13 protein-coding genes are annotated in these 14,664 nt (G+C 67.9%); 8 read left to right on the top strand and 5 right to left on the bottom strand.

Annotation, left to right across the window (positions count from 1 at the left end; all coding sequences use genetic code 11):
* The first annotated feature begins 137 nt into the window (after window positions 1–137).
* Complete coding sequence (locus tag ND450_RS30400) at window positions 138–806, top strand: hypothetical protein (protein WP_253321885.1); 669 nt, start codon at window positions 138–140, stop codon at window positions 804–806.
* A gap of 11 nt (window positions 807–817) precedes the next feature.
* Here ND450_RS30400 and ND450_RS30395 read toward each other — a convergent pair whose 3' ends face one another.
* Complete coding sequence (locus ND450_RS30395) at window positions 818–1,921, bottom strand: LacI family DNA-binding transcriptional regulator (protein WP_089908371.1); 1,104 nt, start codon at window positions 1,919–1,921, stop codon at window positions 818–820.
* A gap of 134 nt (window positions 1,922–2,055) precedes the next feature.
* The gene (locus ND450_RS30390; RefSeq protein WP_089908373.1) at window positions 2,056–3,093 is read right to left on the bottom strand and encodes a LacI family DNA-binding transcriptional regulator; all 1,038 of its coding nucleotides are present in this window, start codon (window positions 3,091–3,093) and stop codon (window positions 2,056–2,058) included.
* A gap of 223 nt (window positions 3,094–3,316) precedes the next feature.
* On the opposite strand from ND450_RS30390, the gene ND450_RS30385 reads away from it, so the two are divergent.
* From ND450_RS30385 to ND450_RS30375, 3 genes are read left to right on the top strand one after another with little or no spacing between them, the layout of a single operon-like run.
* Window positions 3,317–4,576, top strand: a complete 1,260-nt coding sequence (locus ND450_RS30385) for an extracellular solute-binding protein (RefSeq protein WP_253321884.1) — start codon at window positions 3,317–3,319, stop codon at window positions 4,574–4,576.
* A gap of 57 nt (window positions 4,577–4,633) precedes the next feature.
* Window positions 4,634–5,551 (top strand): carbohydrate ABC transporter permease, encoded by a 918-nt coding sequence (locus tag ND450_RS30380; protein ID WP_371927443.1) that lies wholly within the window; start codon window positions 4,634–4,636, stop codon window positions 5,549–5,551.
* A gap of 28 nt (window positions 5,552–5,579) precedes the next feature.
* Entirely contained in the window at window positions 5,580–6,449 is an 870-nt protein-coding gene (locus ND450_RS30375; RefSeq protein WP_177229575.1) for a carbohydrate ABC transporter permease, read from the top strand.
* Window positions 6,450–6,462: 13 nt separating this feature from the next.
* Here the strand turns inward: ND450_RS30375 and ND450_RS30370 are convergent, their stop codons facing one another.
* The gene (locus ND450_RS30370; RefSeq protein WP_253321883.1) at window positions 6,463–7,206 is read right to left on the bottom strand and encodes a DUF3800 domain-containing protein; all 744 of its coding nucleotides are present in this window, start codon (window positions 7,204–7,206) and stop codon (window positions 6,463–6,465) included.
* 390 nt (window positions 7,207–7,596) lie between these two features.
* Between ND450_RS30370 and ND450_RS30365 the strand changes: the two genes are divergently transcribed.
* The 4 genes from ND450_RS30365 to ND450_RS30350 all read left to right on the top strand — a co-directional run bounded on the left by ND450_RS30365 (window position 7,597) and on the right by ND450_RS30350 (window position 11,309).
* Entirely contained in the window at window positions 7,597–8,691 is a 1,095-nt protein-coding gene (locus ND450_RS30365) for an ABC transporter ATP-binding protein (protein ID WP_089908388.1), read from the top strand.
* A 100-nt stretch (window positions 8,692–8,791) separates the two neighbouring features.
* Window positions 8,792–9,709 carry a metal ABC transporter solute-binding protein, Zn/Mn family gene (locus tag ND450_RS30360; RefSeq protein ID WP_253321882.1) on the top strand — a complete coding sequence of 306 codons (918 nt, stop codon included), beginning with the start codon at window positions 8,792–8,794 and terminating at the stop codon, window positions 9,707–9,709.
* Complete coding sequence (locus ND450_RS30355) at window positions 9,706–10,497, top strand: metal ABC transporter ATP-binding protein (protein WP_089908395.1); 792 nt, start codon at window positions 9,706–9,708, stop codon at window positions 10,495–10,497. Before ND450_RS30360 ends, ND450_RS30355 begins: the two co-directional genes overlap by 4 nt.
* Entirely contained in the window at window positions 10,494–11,309 is an 816-nt protein-coding gene (locus ND450_RS30350; RefSeq protein WP_256557319.1) for a metal ABC transporter permease, read from the top strand. The genes ND450_RS30355 and ND450_RS30350 overlap by 4 nt, the downstream gene beginning before the upstream one ends.
* Window positions 11,310–11,318: 9 nt before the next feature.
* Here ND450_RS30350 and ND450_RS30345 read toward each other — a convergent pair whose 3' ends face one another.
* Window positions 11,319–12,677: a GGDEF domain-containing protein gene (locus tag ND450_RS30345; RefSeq protein ID WP_253321881.1), complete on the bottom strand. Its 1,359-nt coding sequence runs from the start codon at window positions 12,675–12,677 to the stop codon at window positions 11,319–11,321.
* A gap of 320 nt (window positions 12,678–12,997) precedes the next feature.
* Entirely contained in the window at window positions 12,998–14,224 is a 1,227-nt protein-coding gene (locus tag ND450_RS30340) for an MFS transporter (RefSeq protein ID WP_253321880.1), read from the bottom strand.
* Window positions 14,225–14,664 lie beyond the last annotated feature (440 nt).

Here is a 14,664-nt window from a genome sequence, read left to right as displayed (position 1 = left end):
CCTACCGGCGGACCCCGCGTCGATTGGAACCGGAGTTAGCGCACGTTCACAAGGGGTTTCCGCTCAATATCACGTTCAACCGATCGAGCGATGCTTGCCTAAGCCTGGATCCGCGCTGGTCCGGTTACGTTCGGGCCGTGATCGAGCCCACAGGTCCGCTGCCGTCCACGGTGTACTGGCGCCGCCGCCTCGCCGCGATCGGGGCAGCGCTGGTCACACTCCTGCTGATCGTCTGGATCGTCGGGATGTTCTCCTCCGACGGCGAGGCGTCCCAGCCCACGAACGCGGCCGCGGCGTCGTCCTCGAACCCGCCGCCGAGCATGTCCGAGAGCGCTGCGGCCTCCTCGTCGTCCACGACTCCGCCGCCTTCACCGACGTCGGAGACGCCCCCGCCGCCGCCTCCCGGCCCGCCGCAGCCGTGCCCGGACGACGTCATCGGCGTCACGGCGAAGGCGAACAAGCCCTTCTACACCCTTGGTGACCAGCCGGAACTGTCCATGGACATCACGAACACCGGGCCGGTGCCGTGCATCAGGGACATCGGACGGCAGCACCGCGAGCTGACCGTGCTGACCGCGGACGGCGCGACGGTGCTGTGGTCGAGCAACCACTGCCTGAACGCGGTGGGCACGGAGACCCGCGTGCTGCAGCCGAAGGAGACGTTCAACTACGGCACGAAGTGGGCGGGGTCGACCTCGAAGGAGGGGTGCGGGGCCCACACGCGGGTGGGCGCCGGCGACTACCTGCTGGTGGCGAAGCTGGCCGGGAAGGCCAGCTCACCCGTGGTGTTCAGGCTGGAGAATTAGGCGCGCCGGCCTCACGGACCGAACCAGCGCTCCTCGACACCGCCGCGCGGCCCCGCCGACGTCTTGCCGATGATCAGCTCCGTCGCGAGGTTCACCGACCGCGGCCGCGACCGCTCGTTCGCGTCGAGCAGCAGCTTGCCCGCCGCCCGGCCCTTCTCGAGCACCGGCTGCCGCACGGTAGTGAGCCCCGCCTCCTCGCCGGCGCGGATGCCGTCGAAGCCGGTGACGGTGATGTCGTGCGGCACGCGCAGGCCGCGGCGGGCCGCCTCGGTCATGGCGCCGAGCGCCAGCACGTCCGAGGTGCAGATCAGGGCGGTGACCTGCGGGTCGCGGTCCAGCACCTGGGCGGCACCCGACGCGCCGGAGGCCATGTTGTGGTCGAAGCGCTCGACGACCGGCACCTGCGACCAGTCGACGCCCGCCTCGCTGAACGCCTCGGCGAGGCCGGACAGGCGGTTGCGCTGCACGTGGAAGTGCGCGGCGTGCTGGCGGTCCGGGGTCACGAAGCCGTCGTTGCGGTCACGCGCCAGGCGCATGCACACGACGCCGATCCTGCGGTGCCCGAGGCCGATGAGGTGCCGCGCGAGCTCGTACATGGCGCCTCGGTCGTCGATGCCGACGCGGTCCACGGTGCCGAGGTCCGGCTGGTCGCAGACGACGGTGGGCACCGGGCGCTCCAGCACGGCGGCGAGGTGCGGGTCGTCGTCCGGGACCGAGTAGACGACGAAACCGTCGACGCCCGCGCGGTGCACGGAGGCGACGTCCTCGCGCTCGGGGTTCGCGGGCACCAGCAGCAGACCGGTCCCGGCGTCCTCGCACGCCAGCGCGAGGCCCTCCAGGAACCCGATCGCGGCCGGGTCGCGGAACGCGTAGGACAGGTTCTCGGTGAGCAGCAGGCCCACCGCACCGGCCTTGCGCGTGCGCAACGAACGCGCCACAGGATCCGGGCCGGGATAACCCAGCCTTCGGGCCGTGTCCAACACCCGCCGACGCAGCTCGGGGGAGAGCTGGTCGGGCCGGTTGTACGCGTTGGACACCGTTGTCCGGGAAACGCCCAGCTCAGCGGCCAGAGAGGCCAACGTTGCCGGACGTCGCACATGCATCGACCGCGCCATGAAAGGACCGTAACGGTTCAGAACCAATTCGTGAAGTCAGGGTGACCTGCGTCCCTCAAATGACGCATCCGCGCTGGTTGACCCATCTGCCCCGTCAAGAATTTGGTCCAGACCAATTAGGTGAAAGGGTCATCTCATTTCGGAGGGGCAGACGATTCCCTCACGACGAGCCGCGGGCGGAAGACGCGCGTGTAGTTGTCGGTGCTCTGCCTGCGGCGATCCGGGTCCAGCCGCAACACGAGCTCGTCGATCGCGGCCGCCGCCATCTCCTCGATCGGCTGCGCGAGCGTCGTCAAAGCGGGCGACGAGTAGGCGGCGAGCGGGATGTCGTCGAACCCGACGACCGAGAGCTCGTCCGGTACGGAGATCCCTCGTTGGTGTGCCTCGCGCATGACGCCGAGCGCCATGTGGTCGGACGAGCAGATCACCGCCGTCGGCGTCACGGTGTCGAGCAGCTGCGCCACGGCCTGGCCGCCGCCCTCCGCGCTGAACGGCGCGTGCGCCACGTACTCCGACCCCGCCGGCAGGTGGTCCTCCTCGAGAGCGGCGGCCCAGCCGGCGCGCTTGAGCCGCGACGGCAACGACCGCGCCGGGCCCGAGACGAACCCGATCCGCTCGTGGCCCAGCTCGATCAGGTGCCGGGTGGCCATGTAGCCCGCGAGCTGCTCGTCCACCGTCACGTCGGGCACGTCCAGAGCGGGCGTTGCGCCGTTGAGGAACACCATGTGCACGCCGTCGGCGAGGAGCTTCGCGTAGTAGCTCGGGCGCGGCGCCTGGCCGAGCGGCACCTCGACGTTGGTGATCTCCGGCGACACGAACACCATGCCCTCCACGCCGCGGGCCAGGAGCATCCGGACGTACTCCTCCTCGCCCATCGGCGCGCCGCTGCGGGTGTTGCACAGCAGCGACGAGTAGCCCAGGCGGGCGGCCCGCGTCTCCAGCGCCTCGGCGAACGCGGGGAACACCGGGTTCGAGAGCTCCGGCACGAGCAGGCCGATCACGCCGGTGCGTTGCAGCGCACCGAGGCCGCGCGGGGTGTACGGCATCTCCGCGAGGACCGACAGCACGCGCTGCCGGGTCTCCTCGTTCACACCTGCGCGCCTGTTGAGAACACGGCTGACGGTCGAGATGGACACCCCGGCTGCCCTGGCGATCTCGGACAGTCCGGACACGTTGCCTCCCAGCTCAGATCGGGTTCGGCGCAAGCCTGCCGCGTTCGGAAAAATTTTGCAACGACGGTTTGCAAGACAGGGCCGTTACGGCTTGGTTACGGTCGACGTCTTGACCTGACCATGGTTCTGGTAGTGAAATCGCCCGCAACATTCTCGCAAAACCTTGCAAGACCCTCGTCTCAGTCCGAGACCGAGGCCCCAGCTGGAGGGAACGGCAGCAACGATGCGACGGACAACCCTCGTGACCGCCATGGCGACGGGTGTCGCCCTCGTGCTCACCGCCTGCGGAAGCGGTGGATCGAGCAGCAACAGCGGATCCGACTCGGGCGAGGTGACCTTCTGGGACACCAGTGGTCCCAACGAGAGCCCGGTCTTCAAGAAGATCGCGGAAGGCTGTGCCACCAAGGACGGCTACAAGGTCAAGGTCGAGACGCAGGCCTTCGACGGCGCGCTCAACAACTACAAGACCGCGGCCCAGGGTGGCCAGGGCCCCGACGTCTTCCGCTCCGAGGTCGCGTGGGTGCCCCAGCTCGCGAAGCTGGGCTACGTCGCCGACCTGTCGGACACCGACCTCGCGAAGGACACCTCCGACTTCCTGGAGGCCCCGCTCGGCTCCACGAAGTACGAGGGCAAGACCTACGCGGTGCCGCAGGTGACCGACTCGCTCGCGTTGCTCTACAACAAGAAGAAGCTCGCCGACGCCGGCGTCGAGCCGCCGAAGACGTGGGACGAGCTCAAGGCCGCGGCCGCGAAGCTGGGCGGCGAGAAGGCGTTCTTCCTGAACAACGACGCGTACTACGCGCTGCCGTTCATCTACGGCGAGGGCGGCGACCTGGTCGACGCCTCCGCCAAGAAGATCGTCGTGAACTCCGCGCAGAACGTGAAGGCGCTCGAGACCGCCAAGGGCCTGCTCGACGGCAAGGCCGCCACCACGGCGCTCGACGCGACGAACTCGTACTCGAACATGCAGGCCGCGTTCTCGTCCGGTGACGCCGCGATGGTCGTCAACGGTCCGTGGGCCGTTGCCGACTACCTCAAGGGCGCCGCGTTCAGCGACCCGGCGAACCTCGGCATCGCCCCGGTGCCCGGCCCGTCCGCGGGCAAGGGCAGCGCGCCGGTCGGTGGCCACGACTACGTGATCCGCCAGGGCACCAAGGCGAAGCAGTCGTCCATCAAGTTCATCACCTGCATGGCGTCGGTCGAGTCGCAGGCGACCATCGCCAAGGAGCTGGGCCTGCTGCCGACCCGCAAGTCGGCCTACCAGAACGCCGACGTCAAGGCCAACGCCGTCGTCGCCGCGTTCGAGCCGGTCACCAAGGTCGCGCACGAGCGCCCGTGGATCCCGGAGGGCGGCGAGCTGTTCGACCCGCTGAAGGTGGGCTACGCCGACTTCCTGGCCGGCAAGAAGGACGCCAAGACCGCTCTGGACGACGTCGCGAAGGCGTACAAGGAGAAGGTCGTCACCGAGTACTCGATCGGCTGATCGTGTTGAACGGCCGGGGTTTCACGACCCCGGCCGTTCGCCGGAAGGGGAGTCTCGGTGCGTCGGTTCCTGGACAGGTACTGGTACGCGTATGCGATGGTGCTGCCGGTCGTGGTGGTCATCGCGGTGTTGGTGCTCTACCCGCTCGCGCAGGGCGTGTTCTTCACCTTCACGAACATCAACGAAGGCAACATCGCGAACCCGATCCTCGAGCGGCCGGCGAGCTATGACGTCGTGGGGTTCAAGAACTACGTCAACGTGCTGTCCGGCGGTGAGTCGTTCGGCGACTTCTGGAGCACGCTGGTCCGCACGCTGATCTGGACGTTCTCGTGCGTGTTGCTGCACTACACCATCGGTCTCGGCCTCGCGATGCTGCTCAACCGGCAGGTGAAGGGCCGCACGCTCTACCGCGTGATGCTGATCCTGCCGTGGGCCGTGCCCGCGTTCATCAGCGCGTTCGCGTGGAAGTACATGTTCAACGCGCAGTACGGGATCATCAACCAGCTCCTGCGCTCCGTGGGACTGCCGGACCCGGTGTGGCTCGGCCAGTCGAACTGGGCGCTGGTGTCGGTGATCATCGTGAACACGTGGCTGGGCGTGCCGTTCATGATGGTGGCCCTGCTCGGTGGCCTGCAGTCGATCCCGGGTGACCTCTACGAGGCGGCCGAGGTGGACGGTGCCACGCCGTGGCAGCGGTTCCGCCACGTCACGCTGCCGGGCCTGCGCTCGGTGTCGTCGACGGTGGTGCTGCTGGGCATCATCTGGACGTTCAACATGTTCCCGGTCATCTACCTGATCGCCGGTCCCAACCCGAACGCCCGGATCCTGGTCACCTACGCGTTCGAGCGCTTCTTCTCCGGCGCGTCCCGCGACTACGCGATCGCGTCGACGTACGGCGTGCTGATCCTTTCGGTGTTGTTGGTGTTCGCCACGATCTACCGGCGGGCGCTGCGCAAGCAGGGCGAGGTGTGGTGACGTGACGCTCGACGCTTCGTCTCTGAAGATGGTGCAGGCGGGCGGTGCCCGGCTGCGCAGGTCCGACCGGTCCAAGGGCGCCTCGATCGCGTTGCACGCCACGCTGATCGTCGCGTCGGTCATCGCGGTGTTCCCGGTCTTCTGGGTGTTCGTCACGTCCCTCAAGCCGGACGCGCGCGCGGTCGAGCCGACCCCGAAGCTGTTCAACGAGTCCTCTTTGGACAACTACACCCGCGTGCTGTCGGGCGAGAAGGGCGACTTCCTCGCCTGGTTCGGCAACTCCGTGCTGATCGCGCTGATGACCACCGTCATCGGCGTGTTCATCTCGGCCACCGCCGGGTACGCGGCCTCGCGGTTCCGGTTCCCCGGCAAGCGCGGCCTGATGATGTCGTTCCTGCTGGTGCAGATGTTCCCGTTCGCGGTGCTGATCGTGCCGCTGTACAACATCCTGATCGCGCTGGGCCTCAACGGCACGTCCATCGGGCTGGTCCTGGTCTACTGCACGACCGCGGTGCCGTTCTGCACCTACATGTTGAAGGGCTACTTCGACACCGTGCCCAACGACATCGACGAGGCCGGCCGCGTGGACGGGCTGTCTCCGTTCGGCGTGTTCTGGCGGCTGATCATGCCGCTGGCCAAGCCGGGTCTCGCGGTCACGGCGTTCTACGCGTTCCTCACGGCGTGGGGTGAGGTGGCGTTCGCGTCCGCCTTCCTGTCCGCGGCGGACGAGTCGAAGACGCTGGCCGTGGGGCTGCAGGTGTTCGTGCAGCAGAACAGGACGGAGTGGGGGCACCTCGCCGCCGCCTCGATCCTGGTGGCGATCCCGGCGGTCATCGTGTTCTACCTGGTGCAGCGGTTCCTGGTGCAGGGACTCGCGTCCGGCGCCGTGAAGGGCTGAGATCCTCCCCGGCTCAGTCGCCGAACAGGACTGAGCCGGGGCGCTTGCCCACCGGGTCGCTCACGACGAGACCACCGCGCCAGCGGCCGGTCTCGTCGCGGTAGCGGAACTGCAGGTCCTTCAGGGCCTCTCCAAACGACTTGGCGACGTCTTTGTACCTGGGTGAGGAGTGCGCCGCAGTCCGTTCCGGAGTGCAGTAACCGGCAGCGGCCATGGGGAAGACCAGAGTGCTGGCGAGCAGGTCGGCGATCTGCAGACCCACGTGGTTGTCGCTGTGCGCGAACAGCGGCACTTCTTGCATCGGTGGATACGGGTCTCCGCCGGTCCGCCATTTCTGCGTGAAAATCGAATGCGCGACCTCGATGTTCTGCGTCTGCGTCCGACCGTCCGCGATGAGCAGCCCCTGTGAGCGATTGGCCAGCAGGAACTGGCTGAAGTGGAGCGAGATGTCCTGCACCGCATAGCAGTAGCTGGCGGTGACCTTGAGGCTCTTGCCCTTCTCCTTGACCCAAACCCGACCCACGATCTTGGCGTCGTACCGCGTGACCAGATCGAGCAGTTCCGTGCGGAAGACGTGAGCCTGTCGGCGTTTGTTGCGCGAGTCGCTGCGGGTCATCTGCAGGAGTTCGCTGCCCTTGATCTCGGTGAGCACGTGACTCAACGCTGGACCGGTGGGGAACCGGCCGGGGAAGTGCCGGCGCTTCAGTGCGAGGAAGTCGCGCGTGATGGCGGCAACGAGACTTGCATCGATGATCAAGCCAGGATGACCATCACGGGCGTGGCGCTCGGGCCTTGGTCGGGTGGCTCGGAACCGCCGGATTCATCGAGGTAGCAGAGGTGCACCGGCCCGAAGATAACGCTAAGGCCGCTCCACGAAAGAGCGGCCCTAGGATGTGGCGTTCGGCATAGCCTATGCGCCGTGAGATCAGGTCTCTGTTCCCAAGCATGCCAGTTTGTGGCGCTCTGTGGCAACTCTGTGGCGCTCTGGTTGCTCCGTGGCGGTTCACCGAGTTCGCGACGACTTCGCTCGTCGCTTCGACGTAAGCGCTTACGTTGTCCCGTCCCGAAACGTAAGCGCTTTCGTCTGTTCACGTAAGCGCTTGCAAGCCCTAACGTCGCGTCCAGACAAGGGTGAAAGGTGCGTCACATGGCAGAGGTGTCCTACGTCAAGGCGTCGCGCGTGTTCTCCGGCAACCCGCCGGTTCGCGCGGTCGACGAGCTCTCCCTCGAGGTGAGCGACGGCGAGTTCCTGGTGCTGGTCGGGCCGTCCGGTTCCGGCAAGTCGACCGCGCTGCGCATGCTCGCGGGCCTCGAGGACATCGACGAGGGCGCCATCCACATCGGTGGCAAGGACGTCACCAACGTGCCGCCGAAGGGCCGGGACATCGCGATGGTGTTCCAGTCCTACGCGCTCTACCCGCACATGACCGTCGCGGAGAACATGGGCTTCGCGCTCAAGCTGCGCGGTGTGTCGAAGGCCGAGATCAAGGCGAAGGTCGAAGAGGCCGCCAAGATGCTCGACCTCACCAAGTACCTGGAGCGCAAGCCGAAGGCCCTCTCCGGTGGTCAGCGCCAGCGCGTCGCCATGGGCCGCGCCATCGTGCGCGAGCCCTCCGTGTTCCTCATGGACGAGCCGCTGTCCAACCTGGACGCCAAGCTGCGCGTCGAGACGCGTGCGAACATCGCCGCGCTCCAGCAGCGCCTCGGCACCACCACGATCTACGTCACGCACGACCAGGTCGAGGCCATGACGATGGGCCACCGGGTCGCGGTGCTCAAGGACGGCCTGCTGCAGCAGTGCGACACGCCTCGCGCGCTGTACGACCGCCCGGCCAACGCGTTCGTCGCGGGCTTCATCGGCTCGCCGGCCATGAACCTCAAGACCGTGCCGATCACGTCGGAGGGCGCGAAGCTCGACGGCGTCGTCGTGCCGCTGTCGCGTGACGCGATCGCCGCCGCCGGTGGTCTGGACGAGGTCACCTTCGGCATCCGCCCCGAGGCGCTCGGCATCGTGCCGTCGACCGAGGAGGGCATGGACATGACCGTCGAGCTCGTCGAGGAGCTCGGTGCCGACGCGCTCGTGCACGGTGCTGTCAAGATCGGCGAGGGCTCGCAGCGCTTCGTCGTCCGCGTCGACGGCCGCACGCCCCCGACCCTGGGCCAGCACGTCAAGGTCGCCGTCCGCGACCACAGCGAGATCCACCTGTTCCACCCCGAATCGGGCGAGCGCCTGGAGGCGTGAGTCACAGACCGAAAAGCCCCCGGCGTGACCGCCGGGGGCTTTTTCGTGTCGTAAACTGAACTCGACAACGGTTTCCATTACCTGATCGAGGGACGGCGTGATGACTCTCCGCAACGCTCTGGTCGGCACTCTCGCCGTCGTGAGCCTGGCTGCCTGCGGCACTTCCACGCCGTCTTCCGACAGCGGCAAGATCCAGGTCGTCGCCTCGACCAACGTGTGGGGCAGCGTCGTCAAGGCCGTCGGTGGTGACGAGGTCGAGGTCAAGGCGCTGCTGGACGACCCCGGCGCCGACCCGCACTCCTACGAGAGCAAGCCCGCGGACGCGGCGCTGGTCAAGGACGCCAAGCTGGTCGTGTTCAACGGCGGCGGCTACGACGACTTCTTCGCGAAGCTGATCACCAGCGACGCCACGAAGAAGATCGAGGCGTTCCCGCTGGCCGACAACCACGCCGAGCCGCAGACCGGCGCGCCCGAGACCGACGAGCACGGTCACGACCACAGCGTGAACGAGCACGTCTGGTACGACCTGCACACCGTCCAGGCGGTGGCCGAGGCGGCCGCGAACGAGCTCGGCGCCCTCGCGCCGGAGAAGAAGACGACGTTCGAGAAGAACACCGCCGACTTCTCGGCCAAGCTCGAGGAGCTCGAGAAGAAGATCGCGGGCGTCGGCCAGGGCAAGAAGGTCGTCGCGACCGAGCCCATCGCGCACTACCTGATCGAGGAGTCCGGCGCGCAGGACGTCACGCCCGAGGCGTTCAGCAAGGCGATCGAGGAGGAGTCGGACGTGCCGGCCGCCGCTCTCGCCGAGATGAACCAGCTGGTGGAGTCCAAGCAGGTCAACGCCCTGATCAACAACACCCAGACCGAGAACCAGGTCACGAAGGGCATCGTGGAGAAGGCCGGCACGGCGGGCATCGCGGTCGTCGCGGTCACCGAGACGCTGCCCGAGGGCGTGACCGGCTACCTTGACTGGATGAGCAAGCAGGTGGACGCGCTGGCGCTGGCGCTCAAGGCATGACCGCGATCTCGCTGCGCGGGGCACGGCTGTCCTACGGGGACAGAGTGCTGTGGGACGGGCTCGACCTCGACGTCGAGCCCGGTGAGTTCCTGGCGGTGCTGGGGCCGAACGGCTCCGGCAAGACCAGCCTGATGCGCGTGCTGCTGGGTCTGCAGCCGCTGTCCGCGGGCACGGTGTCGATCGCCGGCGGCAACCACGCCATCGGGTACGTCCCGCAGCAGCGAGCGCTCGACCAGTCCATGACGTTGCGCGGCCGCGACCTCGTGGGGCTGGGGCTCGACGGCCACTCGTGGGGCTTCGGGCTGCGGGGCCGCCGGGAGCGCAGGATCCGCGTCGACGCGGCCATCGAGTCGGTCGGCGGCACCCGGTACGCGGACGAGCCGATCGGCCTGCTGTCGGGCGGTGAGCAGCAACGGCTGCGCGTCGCCCAGGCCCTGGTCGGCGATCCGTCCGTGCTGCTGTGCGACGAACCCCTGCTCTCGCTCGACCTCGCGAACCAGCGGGTCGTCTCCGAGCTGATCGACAAGCGGCGCCGCGAGGCCGACACCGCCGTCCTGTTCGTCACGCACGAGCTGAACCCGGTGCTGCCGCTGGTCGACCGGGTCCTGTACCTCGTCGGCGGGCGGTTCCGGATCGGGACGCCGGAAGAGGTCATGAACTCCCGCACGCTGTCCGAGCTGTACCGGACGCCGGTCGAGGTCGTGCGGGTGCGCGACCAGATCCTGGTGGTCGGCGCCGGCGCCTGCGAGGAGCAGACGCACCACCTGTCGGCGGAGGCCGCGTCGTGAGCTTCGTCGACCTGCTCGAACTGGACTTCGTGCAGACCGCGCTGATCGCGGCCGCCATGCTCGGCCTGGTCGCCGGCGTGCTCGGGCCGCTCGTGGTGACCCGCAAGATGGCCTTCGCGGTGCACGGGACCAGCGAACTCGCCTTCACCGGTGGCGCGGCGGCGTTGCTGCTCGGCGTCGGCATCGGCTACGGCGCGCTGGCCGGGTCGATCATCGCCGCGGTGCTGCTCGGCGTGCTGTCGCGCAAGGAGAGCGACCGGGACTCGGTGATCGGTGCGATCCTCGCGTTCGGACTCGGCCTGGGCATCCTGATGCTCGCGCTCTACAAAGGACGGGCCAGCAACAAGTTCGGCCTGCTCACCGGCCAGATCGTCGGCGTCGACTCGACGGACCTGAACCTGCTGGTCGTCTCGTCGGTCGTGGTGCTCGTCGTGCTGGCCTTCATCTACCGGCCGTTGTTCTTCGCCTCGGTCGACCCGGACGTCGCCGTGTCGCGCGGGGTTCCGGTGCGCACGCTGTCGATCGTGTTCGCGGTGCTGGTCGGCATCGCGACGGCGCTGTCGGTCCAGGTCGTCGGCGCGTTGCTGGTGCTGGCGCTGATGATCACGCCCGCGGCCGCCGCCATGCGCGTCACCGCGTCGCCGTTGCGGGCGACGGTCCTGTCCGTCGTCTTCGCCGAGGTGGCGGCGGTCGGTGGGATCTTGTTGTCGCTGCAGCCCGGGTTGCCGGTTTCCGCTCTGGTGACCGCGGTGAGTTTCGTGATCTACCTGGTGTGCCGCGGAGTCGGCGCGGTGCAGCGGCGTTCTGCCTGACGGCTTGCGTCAGGCCGTGCGCGAGGAGATCGGCTTCGTCACGTCGTCCTGCCGTGGCGCCGGCATCAGGCGCGGCGGAATGTCCAGGCCCGCCACGCGGACCTGGTTGCGGCCGTTCTCCTTGGCCTTGTACAGCGCCGCGTCCGCCGAGTGCTGGGCCGTCGCCATGTCGGGGCCGTTGTCGGGGATGACGGCCACGCCGATGGACGCCGAGATCGCCTGCAGCGACTCGCCTTCCGGCTCGGGCGGCTGGATCTCGCGGCCGTACAGGGTCACCACGTTGCGGTGCTTGTCGGTGGTGGGGACCGCCAGGGAGCCGATGGCCTCGCGGATGCGTTCGGCGATCGTCACGCCCTGGGCGACCGGGGTGTCCTTCAGGGCGACCACGAACTCCTCGCCGCCGTCTCGGCCCGCTACGTCGCCCGGGCGGAGCTTCTCGCGCAGGATTCGGCCCACCTCGGCGAGGACGGCGTTGCCTGCCGGGTGGCCCCAGGTGTCGTTGATGCGCTTGAAGTGGTCCAGGTCGATGACCAGGACGGTCATCGGTTCGCCGTCCAGGCGGCAGCGTTCCGCCAGGCGGCCCGCGTACTCGGCCAGGCCGTTCGTGTTGAGCAGGCCCGTCCGGTAGTCGGTGTGGGCGTCTGCGGCGAGGCGTTGGTGGAGCTGTTCCTGCTCGCGCAGCAGACGCTCCAGGTGGGTGCGGCGCTCGCCGGCGCGGGAGAGCAGGGCGTTCACGAGGATCACGGGCACGGCCAGCAGCAGGGGGCCCACCCAGTGGGACGTCATCAGCATGCCGAGCATGGCGCCTGCGCCGAGGGTGCTCATCTCGAGCATGTTGTCGACTTTGGAGCCGAGGAAGTCGAGGACCTTCGAGTTCGGGGTCACGATCTTGAAGGCGGCGGCGACGGTCATGACCTGCACGAACCAGTAGACAACCGCTGCTATGGCGAGGACCAGGACGAGGCTCAGATCCGTCGGGATGTTGCCGGTGGCGGCCAGGGACACGCCGGACAGGTGCACCAAGGCCCACGACAGGAGTGTCGAGGCGAGCATCGAGGCCGTGCCGAAGACGAAGCGGTAGGGCTGGCGGCGGGCGATCGGCTGGATCAGGATCCTCATCCAGATCGTGGCGATCACGGCCAGGCCGCCGGGCAGTGCCACGGCCGCGGCGAAGGTCCAGACCGAGGTCAGGTCGATGTGCGGGCCTGACGCCTCGTTGCGGCGGGCTTCTTCCGCTCTGCGCACGATGGTCAGGTGGATGGTGATGGCGGCGACGAGGGCGCCGAAGCGGAGCCAGTCCGTGGTGGAGACGGCGGTGAGCTTCGTCAGGAGCCAGATGGACGCCACGGCCACGGCTGCTTCGAGCACGAAGAAGTAAGCGATCGCAGTGGGCGCAACGGTCCAAAGGTCCCAGTTGCGAATCGGAGTCAAGCCGAGTGCCCGCGATCGCCTGCGATCAGTCAAACTGTTCTTCACCACGACCCCCTACGCTCATGGGGCATCCATGAGCAAAGCCGCCGCTGACCAGGTCGTAGACCACCGCGCTGCCGCTCGTCGCAACGAGGAGGTGTCCTTCCATGCGCAACCGAGACTTCTGAAACGCCACCCTTCCTCTACTCGGCCTCAAAGCCGTCATTGGATCATCCTGTGCCTTCACTTCGGATATCGCTATTGGTGACCGTTCTGTTTCAGATTGCCACCGCCTTCGTGTTGTCGCGACCCCTGGCGCGTCGCCACGCGAAGGTCGCCTGCGTCGCCAGCAGCAGTCCGATACCGCCCGCTCCCGCGATCGTGGCCGTCACCGATCCGATCGAATGAGCGACGACGCCGGCCAGCGCCATTCCTCCGCCCTGGCTCGAGCGCAACGCGGCGCGCCCAATGCCATAAGCCCTTCCGCGGTACTGGTCGGGTAGCAGCCGCATCCACGCCGAACGAGCGGGTGTGTGATAAGCCCCGCCTATACCGGCGATCACCAGCAAAACGATGGTCCAGGTCAGGTTCGGGTTGAAAGCGAACATGATCAACGGCGCCAGCGACAGGATCGCGAGCGGGCCGATCAGGCGCTCCCGCTTCGCCGGGTCCCGCACCAGCCGGAAGAGCAGCGCCACACCCAGCACGTTCGCCGCGGGTTCGATGGCGAGGATCAGGCCCACCGCCCAGACCGCGTTCAGGCTCGCCGCCAGCGGTACCGCGAGGCCCTCGGGGACCATCGCGAGGCCCGCGAGCAGGCGCACGCCCAGCAGGGTCCTCAATCGCGGCTCGGTCACCATCAGCGTCAGCACGCCGCGGGGTTCGTCGTCGCTCTTCTGCTTGCGGCCCAGCGGATCCGCGGCCGGGCGGTGCTTCACCGACGTCTGCACCAAGATCGCCGCCACGACGAACGTGGCCGCGTTGATCGCCAGCGCGAGGCCGGGACTGGTGTGCGCGACGAGGAAACCGGCCGCGGCGAGACCCGCCATCTGAGCTATGTCGACCGACGTGCCGAAGAGCGCCACGCCGTCGTCGTAGCGTTTCGGCGGCAACACGTGAGGGAGGCTCGCCTCCTGCGCCGCGAGGTACGGCGACGAGATCGCCAGCACCGTCACCAGCAACACGATCATCGCCCACAGCGGCATGCCCGGAATGGCCATCGCGGCCATGAGCAGCGCCTGCAACCAGGCCGTCGTCACCATTACCGTGCGTCGCGGGAACCGGTCGGCGACCCAGCCGAGCAACGGCCCCGAAATCAGCGGCGGGAACAGCGTCAGCGACCACGTCAACGCGGTCGCCGCGACGGATCGTGTCCGCTCGAATACGAGCAGTGACAAAGCGACCGCCGCGAGTTGGTCACCGGCGGTCGAAACGGTCGAACCGATCCACATGGCGCGGAACTCGCGCAAACCGACGAGCTCGCGGACGGCGCCGCGGGTCGTCATGCGCTGCCTCGGGGAGTCGCTGCGCGCACGCGGCGAATCGGCTCGTCCCGATTCGCTCTACGCCGAGTCACGTCGCCCCCGCCGGTGGTAATCAATTTCTATCGACAATCACGGTAGAAGCTGCCTGACCGTTCAACGTCTGTCCTACCACAGTGTGTACCTAAACGGAGCAGGCCAGTTACCTAAAGTAGTTACAATAGCGAAACGTGGAGCTGATCTTCTTCACAGTTGACCTCGGGTTCGCCTGATTGGACCCCAAATGGTCACGAAGTGTGTCAGCCGGTGCCAAACGGGTGCCTCGTGCTCGCCCAACCGGTGCAACCGGCTCCGACTCCTGCCCGGCAGGACCCGTTAATGGCGAACGTGACGACGGTACCCGCGCCCGGGAGTGGCGCGTAATAGCCCGCGGCGTTTGTCACGCGAACGGCAGAGAGGTTCTG

This window comes from Lentzea sp. HUAS12 (assembly GCF_024125735.1).
GTDB lineage: Bacteria > Actinomycetota > Actinomycetes > Mycobacteriales > Pseudonocardiaceae > Lentzea > Lentzea albida.
Note: the sequence above shows the minus strand (reverse complement) of the source record. Positions and strands in the feature narration are given on the sequence as shown.

Excerpts from the sequence above, each read along its gene's own strand:
- ND450_RS30395 (WP_089908371.1), bottom strand. The coding sequence starts at position 1,921 with ATGGCGCGGTCGATGCATGTGCGACGTCCGGCAACGTTGGCCTCTCTG.
- ND450_RS30385 (WP_253321884.1), top strand. The coding sequence starts at position 3,317 with ATGCGACGGACAACCCTCGTGACCGCCATGGCGACGGGTGTCGCCCTC.
- ND450_RS30375 (WP_177229575.1), top strand. The coding sequence starts at position 5,580 with ATGGTGCAGGCGGGCGGTGCCCGGCTGCGCAGGTCCGACCGGTCCAAG.
- ND450_RS30365 (WP_089908388.1), top strand. The coding sequence starts at position 7,597 with ATGGCAGAGGTGTCCTACGTCAAGGCGTCGCGCGTGTTCTCCGGCAAC.
- ND450_RS30360 (WP_253321882.1), top strand. The coding sequence starts at position 8,792 with ATGACTCTCCGCAACGCTCTGGTCGGCACTCTCGCCGTCGTGAGCCTG.
- ND450_RS30355 (WP_089908395.1), top strand. The coding sequence starts at position 9,706 with ATGACCGCGATCTCGCTGCGCGGGGCACGGCTGTCCTACGGGGACAGA.
- ND450_RS30340 (WP_253321880.1), bottom strand. The coding sequence starts at position 14,224 with ATGACGACCCGCGGCGCCGTCCGCGAGCTCGTCGGTTTGCGCGAGTTC.